The organism is Streptomyces sp. NPDC047049 (assembly GCF_040643995.1).
GTDB lineage: Bacteria > Actinomycetota > Actinomycetes > Streptomycetales > Streptomycetaceae > Streptomyces > Streptomyces mooreae.
In genome coordinates this window covers 21049-34780 of the sequence record NZ_JBEYVM010000002.1, presented here as the reverse complement: position 1 = coordinate 34780, position 13732 = coordinate 21049, and the positions used below count along the sequence as shown (strand labels likewise).

Here is a 13732-nt window from a genome sequence, read left to right as displayed (position 1 = left end):
CCGGTCATGGCCAAGACGGGACGGGACAACACGGACTCGGGAATCGACCGACTGCGCAGCGAACTCGGCGACTACGCCACGAAATGGGTGGGGAATCTGGCCGAGCGGGCCGGCGACAAACTGATGGATGTGACGGACCAGCTCACCGATGTCGCCGAGAACGGCGGATCGCTGTCCAAGATCGCGGGCAACCTGCTCGGCGGCGACTCCCCCGTCAAAGCCGCCGTGAAGGGGACCGCGGAGAACGTCAAGGACAGCGTGGTGGACAAGGCCAAGGGCCTCTTCGGCGGCAAGAAGCGCAAATCGGGGGACAAGAAGGTCACCAATATCATCGAAGTCCTGGATATCGGGGTGCCCCTGCGTTTCGCCTACGACCACTGGACGCAGTACGAGAAGTTCAGCGGCTTCACCAAGGGTGTCCGCAATGTGTCGCTGCACGACGAGACGACCAGTGACTGGAAGGCCAAGGTCGCCTTCTCGACCCGGGGCTGGAAAGCGACGGTCCAGGAGCAGGTGCCCGACGAACGCATCATCTGGACCTCGGAGGGCGCCAAGGGATCGACCCGGGGTGCCGTCAGTTTTCACGAACTGGGGCCCAGCCTGACCCGCATCGTGCTGGTCGTCGAGTACTACCCCTCCGGATTCTTCGAGAAGACCGCGAACATCTGGCGGGCCCAGGGACGCCGGCTGCGCCTGGACTTCAAGCACTTCCAGCGCTACGTCACCCTCACCGACGAGGAGCCCGAGGGCTGGCGCGGGGAAATCCGCGACGGCGAGGTCGTTCGGAGCCATGAAGAGGCCATCGAGGAAGAAGAGGCCGAGGGCGAAGAGGCCGAGGGCTACGAGGACGAGGACGGCGAGGAGGAGTACGAGGACGAGGAGGCCGAGGGCGAAGAGGGCGACGAGGAGGAAGAGGAAGAGCCCGAGGAGGAGTACGAGGAGGCCGAGGGCGAAGAGGGCGACGAGGAGGAAGAGGAAGAGCCCGAGGAGGAGTACGAGGAGGAGGAAGACGAAGGGGAGGAAGAGGAATGAGAGCGGCATCCTTCACGGCTCTCGCGCCGGGCGGCGCCACCGCCACAGGGGCCGCGGCAGCAGGGGCCGCCGCCCGGGCCGCGGAATCCTGTGTGGCGTCCCTGGACGCGCTGGGCCGCCTGGAGAAGCTGGATGCGCTGACCGGCCCGTTGCGGCGGGTGGTGCGCGGCCTGCCCCTGGGCCGCTACCGCGATGTGCTGCACGGCCTGCCGATCGGCCATCCGCTGCATCCCGCCCTGGTGCAGGTACCCATGGGCGCCTGGCTGTCCGCCGCGGTGCTGGACGCCGTCCCGGGGACCCGGCGCGGTGCCCGCCTCCTGGTGGGGGTGGGCATCCTCACGGCCGTACCGGCGGCGTGGGCCGGCTGGGTGGACTGGGCCGAGCAGCACGAGGAGCAGATGCGTACGGGACTGGTGCACGCGGCGTCGATCGCCGTGGCCGTCGGGCTGTACGCACGGTCCTGGGTGCATCGCGGCCGCGGCCGTACGGCACGGGGCAAGGTGCTCGGGTTCGCGGGGCTGTGCGCGGCCGGGACCGGCGGCATGCTCGGCGGGCACCTCGCCTACCGGCAGGCCGCGGGTGCCAACAAGGCGGAGCCGGTGCCGCATCTGCTGGACGAGGGCTGGCACCCGATCGGCAGGGTCGAGGACTTCCCGGTCGGCGAGGCGGTGCGCCGGGAGCTGGGCGAGGTCCCGTTGCTGGTGGTCCGCCTGGCGGGCGGGCACATCCATGTCCTCGCCGGACGGTGCAGCCACCTCTCGGGGCCCCTCACGGAGGGCACGGTCACCGATGGCTGCGTGGTGTGCCCGTGGCACGGCAGCGCCTTCCGGCTGTCGGACGGCGCCAATGTCCGTGGCCCGGCCACCGCTCCCCAGCCGTCCTTCCAGGTGAGCGTGGACGGGGAGGGCGCCGTCCGGGTACGGCTGCCCGGCGCGGGCTGAGTTGGCCGGCCCCCAAGGGAAGGAATCGTCATGGGTGTGCCTCCGGCCGCTCCCTCGATCGAAGGGCTCACCGCCGTCGTCACCGGCGGCTCGCGGGGGCTCGGGCTCCTCCTGGCCCGCCAACTGCTGCGGCGCGGCTGTGATGTCGTGCTGCTGGCCCGGGACGAGGCCGAACTCGGCCGGGCCGTCGGCAGGCTGGCCCAGTTCCGCGGCGGCACGGTGCGCGGGGTGGTGTGCGATGTGCGGGACCGGGCCGCGCTGCAGGACCGCCTCGCGGAGATCGCCAGGGCCCACGACGGGCTGGACATCGTCATCGCCAACGCCGGCATCATCCAGGTCGGCCCGGCCGACGCGCTCGGCCCCGACGGGTTCCAGGAGGCGATGGACTCGGTCTTCCACGGCGCCCTGAACACCGCCCTCGCCGCGCTCCCCCACCTCCGGCACAGCCCGGCCGGCGGCCGGCTGGCGCTCGTCGGGTCCGTCGGGGGGCTGCTGGCGGTGCCGCATCTGCTGCCGTACTCCTGCGCCAAGTCGGCGGTGGCCGCGCTGGCCGAGGGGCTGCGCGCCGAGGAGGGCGCGCACGGCGTCACGGTGACCGCGGTCCACCCCGGCCTGATGCGCACCGGGTCGCATCTCCATGCCCTCTTCGGCGGGGACCGGCGCCGGGAGTACGCCTGGTTCTCGGCGCTGGCCGGGGCCCCCGTGCTGTCCATGAACGCCGAACGGGCCGCGGAACGCATCGTCCGCGCGCTGCAACGGCGGCGCCCCCGCATCGTGCTGACACCGGCCGCCCGGCTCGGTGCCAGGGCACACGGGCTGGCGCCGGTGACGACCACCCGGCTGCTGTCGGCCGTCGCCCGGGTGCTGCCCCGCGACGGCGGCCGCGGCACCGTCGACGGCCGGGCGGTCGCGGCCGGGGAACAGCCGCCGGCCCGGCGGCTGCGCGGTGTGCTCGGCGCCCTCAACGAACGGGCGGCCGACCGCTACAACCAGCGCTGACCGCCTCCGGTGCGCCCGCACGGTCCGGGGCCCGCCCGCGGAGGCAGCGGCGGGCACGGGGAAAGGGATATCCCGGGGCGGGCGCGTGTTTTCGGGCGGAGTTGCCGGGCACGCGGATTTTCACCACAGGAAGACCCCACCTGTGGTGAAAGGAGACTTCACCGTGGCAGCGAGCAATTCCCCCGAGTACACCGTTCCCGGCATGACCGAGGCCGAAGGCGGAGAGGTCATCGGGCGGCTGCGGCTCCGGCTGCATGCGCTCAACGACCTGGCACTCACCCTCAAGCATGTGCACTGGAATGTCGTGGGGCCGCATTTCATCGCCGTCCACGAAATGCTCGATCCGCAGGTCGAGGCCGTCCGTTCGATGGTCGACGCCACCGCGGAGCGCATCGCCACGCTCGGCGGCTCCCCGACGGGTACGCCGGGCGCCCTGACCGCCGAGCGGACCTGGGAGGACTACTCCGTCGGACGGGCGCAGGCGATCGAGCACCTGGGCGCGCTGGACGTCGTCTACTCGGGGATCATCAAGGACCACCGCGAGGCGGTCGCCGCCACCGAGAAGACGGATCCGGTGACGCAGGACCTGCTGATCGAGCATCTGCGGTCGCTGGAGCTGTTCCAGTGGTTCGTCCGGGCACACCTGGAGAGCGCCGGCGGCAAGCTGAGCACCGGCGCCGCCGACGGGGAGTTCGCGGCCGGCCGCGCGGCCGTCGACCAGGCGCGGCGCCAGCCCTGAGCCGCACCGGGGCGGGCCCCGGCAACCGGGCCGGTCACCGGGCCCGGCCGGCCCCGCCGTCGCACCAGGTGTGACGGCGGGGCCGCAACCGTCAGGGCGTGCACCGTGCCTGCCTCAGCGCTTGAAGGTGTCCCTGCCCTTTTCCACTGCCTGCCGCATTTTCCCCACGGCCTGTTCCGTTTTTCCTCGCCGCTGCAGGCTTTTGTTGCCGAGGGCCCTTCCGGTCGTTTCCTTGGCTTTTCCCTCGACGATATGGCCGATGTTCCTGGCCTTCTTTCCGATACCCATGTCGTACTCCTTCGAGGTCATTCGGCGGGTGGCAGCAGGGTCCCGAGCGGACCGAGATCCAAATTCAGGTCCTGCATCGAAAGGTCGTACTGCGCGCAGAGTTCCACCATCCGGTCATGGAGGATCATCAGCGTCGCTCCCAGGCGTTCCTCCTGTTCCTCGGTGAGGTCTCCGGCGTCGACCCGTTGCAGGGCCTGGCGTTCCATGAGCTGGCGCAGCAACTCGACCAGCGTGAGGACGAGCTTGATCAGGTCCCGCTCGACCGTGTCGGGGTCGGCGCTTACCCGGCGCGCCGGCCTTCGTGGTCCCGGCCCGGCCGGGGGCCGGACGTCCTGCGGGGTCGAGGGCAGCAAATCGAAGGCACGGGCGGCCGCATCGGCGACGTCGTCGAAGCGGCTGCCGGGGCGGCGGTCACCGGCTGTCATCGTCGTCCCGTACCAGGGGCGCGGTGGAGCGCCACGGGGAGGGGTTCTGTTCGCTGATGGAGACGATCAGGGCGCGCAGCGAGACGCGTACGAGGTCGATGTCGGCGATGGACAGGACGATGTCTCCGGTGAGGACCACGCCTCCGCTGAGCAACCGGTCCAGCAGGTCGATCAGGGCGATCTGCCGGTCCGGCAGGGGCTCGTCCGCCCTGGCCGGCGGCCCGCCCGCCGGCCTCACGGGGCGGCTCGCTTCAGCGGTTCGGCTTCGGGGGGCGTGGCGAAGGAGTACGGGGCCCAGGGCCCGGTGACCTCGACGCGCACCCCGGAGCTTCCCTCCGCCGCCCGGGTGACCTCGGCCCGGAAGCTCTCGCCGTGCTCCAGCGGGACGAGGTAGGCGTCGTTGATGACGTTCTCCCCCGGGCCGCGGGCGAGTTCGCCCTGCTGCACCCGGTGCTGGACCCGGTCCACCGCATAGCCGCGGGCCGCGTCCTCGACGCGCCGGGCGACCTCTTCGGCGTCCCGGTAGGCGTCCTCGCGGGCGTGCCGCTGCGCCTTGCGGTGGCTGAGGTAGGCCCGTCCGGGGCTCAGGTCCGCGTCCGCGGGCGGCTCGGCGGGCCGGCCGGTGGCCGCGGGCGCCTCGACATAGATCTTGACGCCCCACTCCGTGTGCGCGGCCAGGTCGGACAGCCGCTCGGCGAACGCCTCCTGACGGGTGTCGAGCATCTGCCGCACCCGCGCGTCGTCGAGGTAGACCGTCGCCAGACGGAGCGGCAGGACGGTGGTGCGGGCGGCCAGCGCCTCGATCACCCGGTGGTGGGCACGGGCCACCGACTCCAGCCAGTCCAGGTCCTCCAGATGCGCACGCAGTGCGGACTCCTCGAAGTCCCGCTCGGGTACGGCGCCCACGGCCACCACCACCTCGCCGCGGTCTCCCGCGCGCACCAGGTGCACCGGCCCGTCCGCGACTCCCGGCAGTCCGGTCAGGGCCTCCTCCAGCGAGCCGTCGGGGTCCTGCGCGACGGCGTAGGCGTAGGTGACGGTCGTCTCGGTCGTCATGGCTCGTCCCGCCGCTTGCTACGGGGCGCGGCCCGTTTGGTGCGCGACGTGCGCGTGGGGCGTGCAGTGCGGGAGGGGCGACGGGTGGCGGCCGGGCGGTCTGCCTCCTCGTACTCCTCCGCCTCCTCGGCCTCCTCGGCGTCCTCCTCGTACGCCCCGGCTTCGTCCCCGGCGTCCTCCTCGGCTTCCTCGTACTCCTGCGCCGGGGACAGCTCGGCGCCCTCGCGCAGGGCCGCGATCTCGGCGCGCAGCCGCTTGTTCTCCTCCGCGAGCGAGTGGTGGCCGTCGGCGGCCCGGGAGGAGAGTGACGGGTCGTGCTCCCACCAGTCGATGCCCATCTCCTTCGCCTTGTCCACCGAGGCGATCAGCAGGCGCAGCTTGATGGTGAGCAGTTCGATGTCCAGCAGATTGATCTGGATGTCGCCCGCGATGACGATGCCCTTGTCCAGGACCCGCTCCAGGATGTCGGCGAGGTTGGCCGAGGAGCCCTGGCCGCTGTACGGGCCGGCCCTGGACGGGTAGTCACCCATCCTCCGGGCGACGGGTTCATTCACGGCCACTGCACCTCGATTCCCTCATGTCCCGGCGTGGCGACGGGTGCGCGTTCCCGCGTCCCGCCGCCGCGCCGGCCGCCGTGGTCAGGTGGTGTCGGTGCCCTGGGCATGGGCCCTGATCTCGTCCAGCCGGTCCAGGAGTTCGTCCTCGCGCCGGTCGAAGGCCTCCTCGGAGATCTCTCCCGCCAGCAGCGCCCGTTCCAGCTCGGCGAGTTCCCGCTCGATGGGTTCGGGGTCGTAGTACTCGTTCTCCGCGGCCTCCAGAGCGCGTTCCATGACCCATGCCACGCCGCGCACCGGCGCCAGCGGAAAGGTGGCGATCTGGCTCAACAGGCCCATGAGGCCTCCCTAGACGAAGCTGTAGGCGGGAAGCGGGCCGAGCAGCCGGAGGTCGAAGTCCTCCCCCAGCTCCTTGGCGAGATCCTGCTCAGCGGCGAGGAAACTCTTCTCGTTGTCCCGTTCCACGAGGAAGGACACGCTCAGGAAATCGTTCCCGGCCGGCGGGGACCCGCTTTCCTCCCGGGCGAACCCGCGCAGCGCATCGAGGACTTGGCCGGCCAGCCGGTCCTGCCGTGCCTGCACCTCCTTGGAGACCAGTTCGCCGAGGGCGAGCGGCAGGTCCGGGCTTCCGGTGCCGCTTCTGATCTCCTCGTTGAGCGCACGGGCTTCATCGGACTCCCGCAGGATCTGGCGCAGCATCGCCTCCTCCTCCTGGGCCGCCTTCAGGTGGTATTCGGCGCAGCCCGCCAGCGCCTCCAGCCGCTCGGTGAATTCGTCCACACGCTCCTCCAGCACGTCCCGCACGGCGTCGTCGTCGGTGGTCGTGAAGCCGAACTGCAGGGGCAGGACCGTGCCGTCGGCCATCAGCCGTTCCTGGACGGCCTGGTGGGCGGCGAGGTCGCGGCGTTTGGGACGCAGCTCCTCGGGAGCGTCGCTGACGACCGCGGAGAGCTGTTCGGTCTGCACCGTGCGCAGGGTGGACGGCGGTTTTCCCACCCCGTCCAGGCCCTCGAGCTGTTGTGGGTGGGTGGTCGCGACAATGGAGTACACGTAGACGGACATCGCTCATTCCTTTCGGCGCCGGGCCGGCCGGCGAGCCGTGCGCTCGCGCCGCTCGGCGGGCTCCTTGTGCCTCTCTTCGCGGTCCTCGTCCCCGCCGCCCCTGAGGGCGTCGGTCACCGCTTCCGCGGCCCCGGACAGCGCGCCCTTGGCCTTGCCGTGCGAACCGCCCTCGGTGACCTCGCCGACGATGTCGGTCAGCTGGGAGGGCGCCTTGCGCCCCTCCTCCAGGTCGAGGCGGTTGCAGGCCTCGGCGAAGCGCAGGTAGGTGTCGACGCTCGCCACGACGATGCGGGCATCGATCTTGAGGATTTCGATACCCACCAGCGAGACACGCACGAAGACGTCGATGACCAGCCCGCGGTCCAGAATCAGATCGAGGATGTCGTAGAGATTTCCGGAGCCCCCTCCGCCGCCGGTGGCGACGGGTCCTCCGCTTTGCGGCACCACAGTCACGGTGCCTCCTTTCACCGGCCCACCCCGTCTGGTGCGGAGTGGCCGTGTCATTCGCCTGGCGAACGCTCTGCCACGGCAACCGGGGCCTCAACGCCGGTCGATCTGGCCTCGGGTGTAGCGGCGGGTGCGTTCGTACGCCACCAGCTCGCCCTCCTTGTCCAGCACCACCCGGTAGGTCGCCATCACGCTGGTGGTCGCAGGGACACGTTCCAGCTCCAGGACTTCCACGTCCGCCTGCCAGCCGTCCTCCGTCGGCTTCACCGAGGAGACGGACTCCGGAGGCCGGCCCAGCAACTCTTCCAGCTGCTCGGCCGCGTACCGCATCGCACGTGGCGCGGAAACGCGGCGGGCCGTGCGCTCCGTTTCGCTCTCGCGGCTGCCGGCCCGAACGCTGCTGGTTTTCCTGGCGGTCTTCCTGGCGGTCTTCTTACCGGACGGACGCCGGGTTTCTCCGGCCTCGTCCTCTTCGTTTGCGGCCATGTTCCCTCTCCGGAATCGGAGGCGACATGCTGCCCGCGTCACTGCTACGCGACGCTATTACATGATATACGTGCTCAGCTCACCGCATCTTGGGCTGGTCAGGGCATTACCGGGAGGCATCGGACGGTTCGGTCACGAGTGCCGCGGCCCGCCCGGCGGCGTAACGTCGGGACTGTCCCGTAAGAGACGCCAGGACCAAGACGTCCTGACGGTCTCGGCACGGGGAGGACCGGCGCGCCGGAGTGAGCCTCGATGGCACGACAGCTGTGTGCGGGTGTGCGATGACCGGCGGCGCCGGAGCCGACCCGGTGGGCCGGGCGCTGCTGTGCGCGCTGCGGGAGACCGGGGCGTCGGCCGGCGCGCTGTATGTGCTGGCGGACGACGAGCCGGTGCTGCAGCTGACCGTCATGACCGGGCTCCCGGCGGCTTTCCTGGCGCCCTGGAGCCGGGTGGCGCTGGCAGCGCCGATCCCGGTCGCCGTCGCCTCGCGCGAACAGCGCCTGGTGTGGGCCGGCGGCCGGCGGCAGCTGTCCCGTGACTTCCTCCGTACCGCGGTGGCCGTGCCCTATGAGTTCTCGCTGGCGGCCGCGCCGGTCGGCGCCACCACCGGCCCCCGGGGCGCGCTGCTGTTGCTGTGGCCGGCCGGCCACGCCCCGCGGCTCGCGGCGGACGAGCGCACGGCGATGGAGGCCTCGTGCCGGCACCTGGCGGCGCTGCTGCGGCAACACCCCGGGCCCGGAGACCCCGGTCCCCGGCCCGCAGACTCCGCTCCCCCGTCCGCAGGCTCCGCTTCCCCGTCGGATGGGCCGCGGGTGCTGACCATCCCGCCGGTGCGGCCCGTGAGCCCCAACGAGGCGCTGGCGGCGGCCGACTGCCTGGAGCGGCTGCCCGGTGGCTGCTGCGCCCTCGACCTGGAAGGACGCATCACCCTGGTGACGACCGGCGCGGCGAGGCTGCTCGGTGAGCGGGACACCCGGCTGCTCGGCGCACGGCCCTGGGAGATCCTGCCGTGGCTGCGCGACCCGGCCTTCGAGGACCGCTACCGCGCCGCGGTGATCAGCCGTCGGCCGATGTCGTTCACCGCCTGCCGGCCACCGGACCAGTGGCTGACCTTCCGGCTGTTCCCGGACGGCAGGGGCCTGAGCGTGTGGATCAGCCCCTCGGACAAGGATTACCGCCCGGTGGAGCCGTATCCCACACCGGCCGACGCCATGCCCGCACGGGCCGGCCAGATCTACCACGTGCTGCATCTTTCGGCCGCCCTCACCGAGGCCGTGGGGGTCCAGGACGTCGTGGATCTCGTCGCCGACCAGATCGTGCCGGCGTTCGGGGCCCAAGGGATGATCATGTACTCCGCCGAGGCGGGCCGGCTGCGGACCATCGGCCACCGCGGCTACTCCGCCGAAGCCGTCGCCACCTTCGAAGGCGTCGCCCTCGGCGCCGCCGTCAGCCCCGCCGTCCACGCCCTCGCCACCGGCGAACCCAGCTTCTACACCACCCGCGAGGAGATGGAACGCGAGTACCCGGGGCTGCCGCAGCTGACCGGCAAGGCGGCCCGGGCGGTGCTGCCGCTGATCGTTTCCGGCCGCCCGGTGGGCTGCTGCATCCTCTCGTACACCCGGCCCCGCACGTTCAGCCAGGACGAGCGCCAGGTCCTCACCTCACTCGCGGGCCTGATCGCCCAGGCCCTCGACCGTGCCCGCCTGTACGACACCAAGCAGCAACTGGCGCACGATCTGCAGGCCGCCCTGCTGCCGCACGGCCTGCCCCGCGTACCGGGCTTCGCCGTCGCCGCCCGCTACCTGCCGGCGACCCGCGGTATGGACATCGGCGGCGACTTCTACGATCTGATCCGCCTCGACGACGACAGCATCGCTGCCGTCATCGGCGATGTGCAGGGCCACAACGCGGCCGCTGCCGCGTTCATGGGGCAGGCCCGCACCGCCGTCCGCGCCTATGCGACCGCCGGGGCCTCCCCCGCCGAGGTACTGGCGCGGACGAACCGGCTGCTGGCCGACCTGGACCCGGATCTGTTCACCAGCTGCCTGTACGTCCACATCGACCTGCGGACGCGGCGGGCGTGCCTGGCCGGCGCCGGCCATCCACCGCCGCTGCTTCGCCACCCCGACCGCCACACCACGGTGCTGCACATCCCTCCGGGGCTGCTCCTGGGCATCGAGCCCGGCGCCCGGTACACCGCCACGGAGATCACCCTGCCGCCGCAGTCCGTGCTGGCCCTGTACACCGACGGCCTGGTAGAAACGCCGGGAACGGACCCGGAGCACTCCGTCGCCGACCTCGCCCGGCGCCTCAACGACGCGCCGCCGGTGGGCCCGGAACGTCTCGCCGACACCCTCCTGGAGTACCGGCAGGACGATACGGACCGGCAGGACGACGTGGCCCTGATGCTGCTCGCCGCCTTGCCGGCCGGGCCGGTCACACCCGTCTGACCCGCCGGGTGCACCTGCCTGCCCCAGGGAAGCAGCTCATGACGTTGCGTCAGTTCAGGTGTGCGCAGGGGGCGTATCCGAGGAAGACGACGAAGAAGCACCACGCCGGGTAACGGCCAGGATGGCCATGTCGTCCTGGTGATGCCCCCCGGTCCAGCGGCCGACGTCCCTGGTCAGGGCCGCCACCAGCGCCTCCGGTTCGGTGAACCGCCTGCTCATGCGGCGCGAGGAGACCGGATCGTAGAAAGTGCCCGCCGCGTCCCGGGCCTCGGTGACCCCGTCGGTGACCAGCAGCAACGAGGCACCCAGGGGCAGCCGCACCATGTCGACGGGAGCGGAGCCGGCCGGCGCGGTGTCCCCCAGGCCCATGCCGAGGGGCAGCTGCGGGAGCGTCGGGTCGAGCCGTACGAGCTGCCCGCCGTGGACCAGGTACGGCGGCGGGTGCCCCCGGTTGACCAGGCTCAGCGCCCCGCCGTCGTCGGACACCTCGGCCAGCACGGCGGTGGTGAACCCTTCGGTGGAGGCCACCGAGCCGCTCCTGGCCGCGGCCCTGGCCATGGCCTCGTCCAGCCGCTGGACCAGTGTGGCCAGGGTGGGGGCGTACTCGGCCTCCTGGCGGAAGGCGCCGATGGCGACGGACACGGCGGCGACGGCCTCCATCCCTTTGCCCCGCACGTCCCCGATCATCATGCGCACCCCGAACGGCGTCTCCTGCACCGCATACAGATCACCGCCGATCCGCGCCTCGGCCTGCGCCGCGGTGTACCCGGCGGCCACCGCCAGCGGCCCGACCTCCCTGGGCGGATCGGGGAGCACCGCCCGCTGGACCGCCTCCGCGACGTCCCTGGCCAGCGCGAGATCGCGCCCCTGGCGCAGCAGGAGCCGGTTGACCGCGAGCCCCAGCACACCGATCAGACCGACCACGGCAAGATCGACATACCGTGGCGTCGCCGGACGCCCGCGCTCGAGATCCACCGCCACCGAGACCACACACACGACGCCCACGACGACGCACGCGGAACGGAAGGAGAGCATGGCGCCCGCGATCAGCGGCGCGGCCGCCAGCAGCGGGAGCCCCGTGTACGGCTGGGGCGCGAAGAGATCCAGCAGGATGCCGGCCAGGAGGGCCACTGCCACGAGCGTCCACGACCTCCTCGCCGGCGTGGGCTGCAAGCTCTTCACCGTGCCCCTCTCGCTGCCGGGCCGCGCGCGCCGCGGAGAATACGGGGACCTCCTGACGGGTTCACGCGGTCGGGACCTCCCGATGGATTCACATATACGCCCTGTGGGACGGATGCGCCCGCTGCTGCACCAGGGGTACCGGGCGGGGAACCGGGCTTCCCTTACCGGGGCGCCTCCCTTGCCCTGACACGTCCCTTGCCCTGAGCGGTCACCTCGCCGGGACGCGGCCTCTCACCGCGGGCCGCCGACCGCTGAAACCGGGACAAAGCAGGCGTAGGCTGACCTGAACCGCCGTAGTGCACCGCGAGTGAGCGAGGGAGGCGGGGCATGACCGATCCTCGCGGCTTCCTCAAGTTCCCCCGCCGGCCCGTCCCGCCGCGCCCCGTCGAGGAACGGCTGGACGACTGGGACGAGGTCTACGCCGGGCAGGCACTGCTCCCGCTGGTGTCCGAGCAGGCGGACCGCTGCATGGACTGCGGCATACCGTTCTGTCACAGCGGCTGCCCGCTGGGGAACCTCATCCCCGAGTGGAACGCGTACGCCGCGCGGGGCGACTGGCGGGCCGCGGCCGAGCGGCTGCACGCGACGAACAACTTCCCCGAGTTCACCGGCCGGCTGTGCCCCGCGCCGTGCGAGGCCGCCTGCGTGCTGGCCCTCAACGCCGATCCGGTGACGATCAAAAACGTCGAGGAGGCCATCGCCGACCAGATCTGGGAGCGCGGTTATGCGGCGCCGCATCCGCCGGAGCGGCTGAGCGGGAAGTCCGTCGCCGTCATCGGCTCCGGCCCCGCGGGGCTGGCGACGGCACAACAGCTCACCCGCATCGGCCATACCGTCGTGGTCTACGAGCGCGCCGACCGCGTCGGCGGACTGCTGCGCTACGGCATCCCCGCGTTCAAGATGGCCAAGCGGCATCTGGACCGCCGCATCGAACAGATGCGGGCGGAGGGCACCAAGTTCCGCACGGGCGTGGACGTCGGCAGCGATCTCGACGCCACCGAGCTCCGCAGGCGCCATGACGCGGTGGTCATCGCCGTGGGCGCCACCGAGCAGCGGGAGCTGCCCGTGCCCGGCCGCGAGCTGCACGGCATCCACCAGGCCATGGACTACCTGCCCCTCGCCAACCGGGTCGTGGAGGGCGACTACGCCATGCCGCCGGTCACCGCCGAGGGCAAGCATGTGGTGATCGTCGGAGGCGGGGACACCGGCTCGGACTGCCTGGGCACCGCCCTGCGCCAGGGCGCGGCCTCCGTCGTACAGCTGGACATCAACCCGGAGCCGGGCGATGCCCGGCCGGACCGCGAGCCCTGGCCCGTCTATCCGAAGGTCTACCGGATCTCCCACGCCCATGAAGAGGCCAGGGGCCGGGAAGGCACGGATCCGAGGGTCTTCTCCTCCGCCACCCTGCACTTCGAAGGGACAACAGCGGGCCAGGTGTGCGCGCTGTGCCTGACGGAGGTGGAGCCCACGGCCCGAAGGCCGCGGCCGGAGACCGAGCGGGTGATCCCGGCGGAGCTGGTGCTGCTCGCGCTGGGATTCTCCGGTCCCGAGCGCGACAGCGGTCTGATCCGGCAGCTGGGGCTCACGCTGGACGAACGGGGGAACTTCGCCCGGGACGGCGACTTCGCGGCCGAGGCGGTGTGGCCTGCCGGACGGACCGCCCCCACCGGTCCGGACGGGGTCTTCGTCGCGGGCGACGCGGGGCGCGGCCAGTCCCTGGTGGTGTGGGCCATCGCCGAGGGACGGGCCACCGCGGCTGCCGCGGACCGGTATCTGACCGGCTCCACCGCACTTCCCGCCCCGATCGGCCCTCGCGACCGGCCTCTGGTGGCGTAACGCCGGCGGAGCCCTCGCCACTCGCCTCGCCCGCGGGGCTTGACGAGTGGGCCCGTCTGCGGATCGATGGTTTTACCCGGCACCGGAGCAGGGAAGCAGCGCAGTCATCACGCCACACCGATCACAACGACACCAGCACGCAACAGTGCCACCAGCGGCCACCTCGCCCGATACTTGCACCACCGAGTCCCGGCACGTCGGAGGCCGAAGCGAACATGACTGACGGCCCGTCAGC

Annotated in this window: 16 protein-coding genes; 6 read left to right on the top strand and 10 right to left on the bottom strand. The window is 71.9% G+C overall.

The annotated features are described in order from the left end of the window. The first annotated feature begins 6 nt into the window (after window positions 1-6). From ABZ851_RS04290 to ABZ851_RS04275, 4 genes are all read left to right on the top strand, one after another. Window positions 7-1032 (top strand): SRPBCC family protein, encoded by a 1026-nt coding sequence (locus ABZ851_RS04290; protein WP_361121941.1) that lies wholly within the window; start codon window positions 7-9, stop codon window positions 1030-1032. Next, a complete protein-coding gene (locus ABZ851_RS04285; RefSeq protein ID WP_361121938.1) occupies window positions 1029-1973 on the top strand; it encodes a Rieske (2Fe-2S) protein in 945 nt (314 codons plus the stop codon). The genes ABZ851_RS04290 and ABZ851_RS04285 overlap by 4 nt, the downstream gene beginning before the upstream one ends. 30 nt (window positions 1974-2003) lie before the next feature. Further along, window positions 2004-2972 (top strand): SDR family oxidoreductase, encoded by a 969-nt coding sequence (locus ABZ851_RS04280; protein WP_361121935.1) that lies wholly within the window; start codon window positions 2004-2006, stop codon window positions 2970-2972. A 202-nt stretch (window positions 2973-3174) separates the two neighbouring features. Then, a complete protein-coding gene (locus ABZ851_RS04275) occupies window positions 3175-3711 on the top strand; it encodes a DNA starvation/stationary phase protection protein (protein WP_088801903.1) in 537 nt (178 codons plus the stop codon). A 114-nt stretch (window positions 3712-3825) separates the two neighbouring features. On the opposite strand, the gene ABZ851_RS04270 is transcribed toward ABZ851_RS04275, so the two are convergent. The 9 genes from ABZ851_RS04270 to ABZ851_RS04230 all read right to left on the bottom strand — a co-directional run bounded on the left by ABZ851_RS04270 (window position 3826) and on the right by ABZ851_RS04230 (window position 8029). Further along, window positions 3826-3999, bottom strand: coding sequence for a CsbD family protein (locus ABZ851_RS04270; protein WP_361121932.1), 174 nt, complete (start codon window positions 3997-3999; stop codon window positions 3826-3828). A gap of 17 nt (window positions 4000-4016) precedes the next feature. Beyond that, window positions 4017-4424: a gas vesicle protein K gene (locus ABZ851_RS04265; RefSeq protein WP_361121929.1), complete on the bottom strand. Its 408-nt coding sequence runs from the start codon at window positions 4422-4424 to the stop codon at window positions 4017-4019. After that, window positions 4411-4662, bottom strand: a complete 252-nt coding sequence (locus ABZ851_RS04260) for a gas vesicle protein (protein ID WP_088796560.1) — start codon at window positions 4660-4662, stop codon at window positions 4411-4413. Before ABZ851_RS04260 ends, ABZ851_RS04265 begins: the two co-directional genes overlap by 14 nt. After that, a complete protein-coding gene (locus tag ABZ851_RS04255) occupies window positions 4659-5480 on the bottom strand; it encodes a GvpL/GvpF family gas vesicle protein (RefSeq protein ID WP_336048832.1) in 822 nt (273 codons plus the stop codon). Before ABZ851_RS04255 ends, ABZ851_RS04260 begins: the two co-directional genes overlap by 4 nt. Further along, window positions 5477-6010 (bottom strand): gas vesicle protein, encoded by a 534-nt coding sequence (locus ABZ851_RS04250; protein WP_361123685.1) that lies wholly within the window; start codon window positions 6008-6010, stop codon window positions 5477-5479. The genes ABZ851_RS04255 and ABZ851_RS04250 overlap by 4 nt, the downstream gene beginning before the upstream one ends. A 108-nt stretch (window positions 6011-6118) precedes the next feature. Beyond that, window positions 6119-6373, bottom strand: a complete 255-nt coding sequence (locus ABZ851_RS04245; protein ID WP_328388949.1) for a gas vesicle protein GvpG — start codon at window positions 6371-6373, stop codon at window positions 6119-6121. A 9-nt stretch (window positions 6374-6382) separates the two neighbouring features. After that, window positions 6383-7096: a GvpL/GvpF family gas vesicle protein gene (locus ABZ851_RS04240; protein ID WP_361121924.1), complete on the bottom strand. Its 714-nt coding sequence runs from the start codon at window positions 7094-7096 to the stop codon at window positions 6383-6385. Window positions 7097-7099: 3 nt separating this feature from the next. Continuing rightward, on the bottom strand, window positions 7100-7549 hold the full coding sequence (locus ABZ851_RS04235) for a gas vesicle structural protein GvpA (protein WP_361121921.1): 450 nt from the start codon (window positions 7547-7549) through the stop codon (window positions 7100-7102). An 87-nt stretch (window positions 7550-7636) separates the two neighbouring features. Then, window positions 7637-8029, bottom strand: coding sequence for a gas vesicle protein (locus ABZ851_RS04230; RefSeq protein ID WP_336048836.1), 393 nt, complete (start codon window positions 8027-8029; stop codon window positions 7637-7639). A gap of 281 nt (window positions 8030-8310) precedes the next feature. On the opposite strand from ABZ851_RS04230, the gene ABZ851_RS04225 reads away from it, so the two are divergent. Then, window positions 8311-10479, top strand: a complete 2169-nt coding sequence (locus ABZ851_RS04225) for a SpoIIE family protein phosphatase (RefSeq protein ID WP_361121918.1) — start codon at window positions 8311-8313, stop codon at window positions 10477-10479. A gap of 54 nt (window positions 10480-10533) precedes the next feature. On the opposite strand, the gene ABZ851_RS04220 is transcribed toward ABZ851_RS04225, so the two are convergent. Continuing rightward, the gene (locus tag ABZ851_RS04220; RefSeq protein WP_361121915.1) at window positions 10534-11616 is read right to left on the bottom strand and encodes a PP2C family protein-serine/threonine phosphatase; all 1083 of its coding nucleotides are present in this window, start codon (window positions 11614-11616) and stop codon (window positions 10534-10536) included. 372 nt (window positions 11617-11988) lie between these two features. Between ABZ851_RS04220 and ABZ851_RS04215 the strand changes: the two genes are divergently transcribed. Further along, entirely contained in the window at window positions 11989-13497 is a 1509-nt protein-coding gene (locus tag ABZ851_RS04215; RefSeq protein ID WP_361121912.1) for a glutamate synthase subunit beta, read from the top strand. The last annotated feature ends 235 nt before the right edge of the window (window positions 13498-13732 follow it).

What these genes read in the sequence shown, in the direction of transcription:
- ABZ851_RS04255 (WP_336048832.1), bottom strand. Translation starts at nt 5,480, where the DNA reads ATGACGACCGAGACGACCGTCACCTACGCCTACGCCGTCGCGCAGGAC.
- ABZ851_RS04265 (WP_361121929.1), bottom strand. Translation starts at nt 4,424, where the DNA reads ATGACAGCCGGTGACCGCCGCCCCGGCAGCCGCTTCGACGACGTCGCC.
- ABZ851_RS04225 (WP_361121918.1), top strand. Translation starts at nt 8,311, where the DNA reads ATGACCGGCGGCGCCGGAGCCGACCCGGTGGGCCGGGCGCTGCTGTGC.
- ABZ851_RS04290 (WP_361121941.1), top strand. Translation starts at nt 7, where the DNA reads ATGGCCAAGACGGGACGGGACAACACGGACTCGGGAATCGACCGACTG.
- ABZ851_RS04280 (WP_361121935.1), top strand. Translation starts at nt 2,004, where the DNA reads ATGGGTGTGCCTCCGGCCGCTCCCTCGATCGAAGGGCTCACCGCCGTC.
- ABZ851_RS04275 (WP_088801903.1), top strand. Translation starts at nt 3,175, where the DNA reads ATGACCGAGGCCGAAGGCGGAGAGGTCATCGGGCGGCTGCGGCTCCGG.
- ABZ851_RS04245 (WP_328388949.1), bottom strand. Translation starts at nt 6,373, where the DNA reads ATGGGCCTGTTGAGCCAGATCGCCACCTTTCCGCTGGCGCCGGTGCGC.
- ABZ851_RS04240 (WP_361121924.1), bottom strand. Translation starts at nt 7,096, where the DNA reads ATGTCCGTCTACGTGTACTCCATTGTCGCGACCACCCACCCACAACAG.
- ABZ851_RS04215 (WP_361121912.1), top strand. Translation starts at nt 11,989, where the DNA reads ATGACCGATCCTCGCGGCTTCCTCAAGTTCCCCCGCCGGCCCGTCCCG.
- ABZ851_RS04270 (WP_361121932.1), bottom strand. Translation starts at nt 3,999, where the DNA reads ATGGGTATCGGAAAGAAGGCCAGGAACATCGGCCATATCGTCGAGGGA.
- ABZ851_RS04285 (WP_361121938.1), top strand. Translation starts at nt 1,029, where the DNA reads ATGAGAGCGGCATCCTTCACGGCTCTCGCGCCGGGCGGCGCCACCGCC.
- ABZ851_RS04230 (WP_336048836.1), bottom strand. Translation starts at nt 8,029, where the DNA reads ATGGCCGCAAACGAAGAGGACGAGGCCGGAGAAACCCGGCGTCCGTCC.
- ABZ851_RS04250 (WP_361123685.1), bottom strand. Translation starts at nt 6,010, where the DNA reads ATGGGTGACTACCCGTCCAGGGCCGGCCCGTACAGCGGCCAGGGCTCC.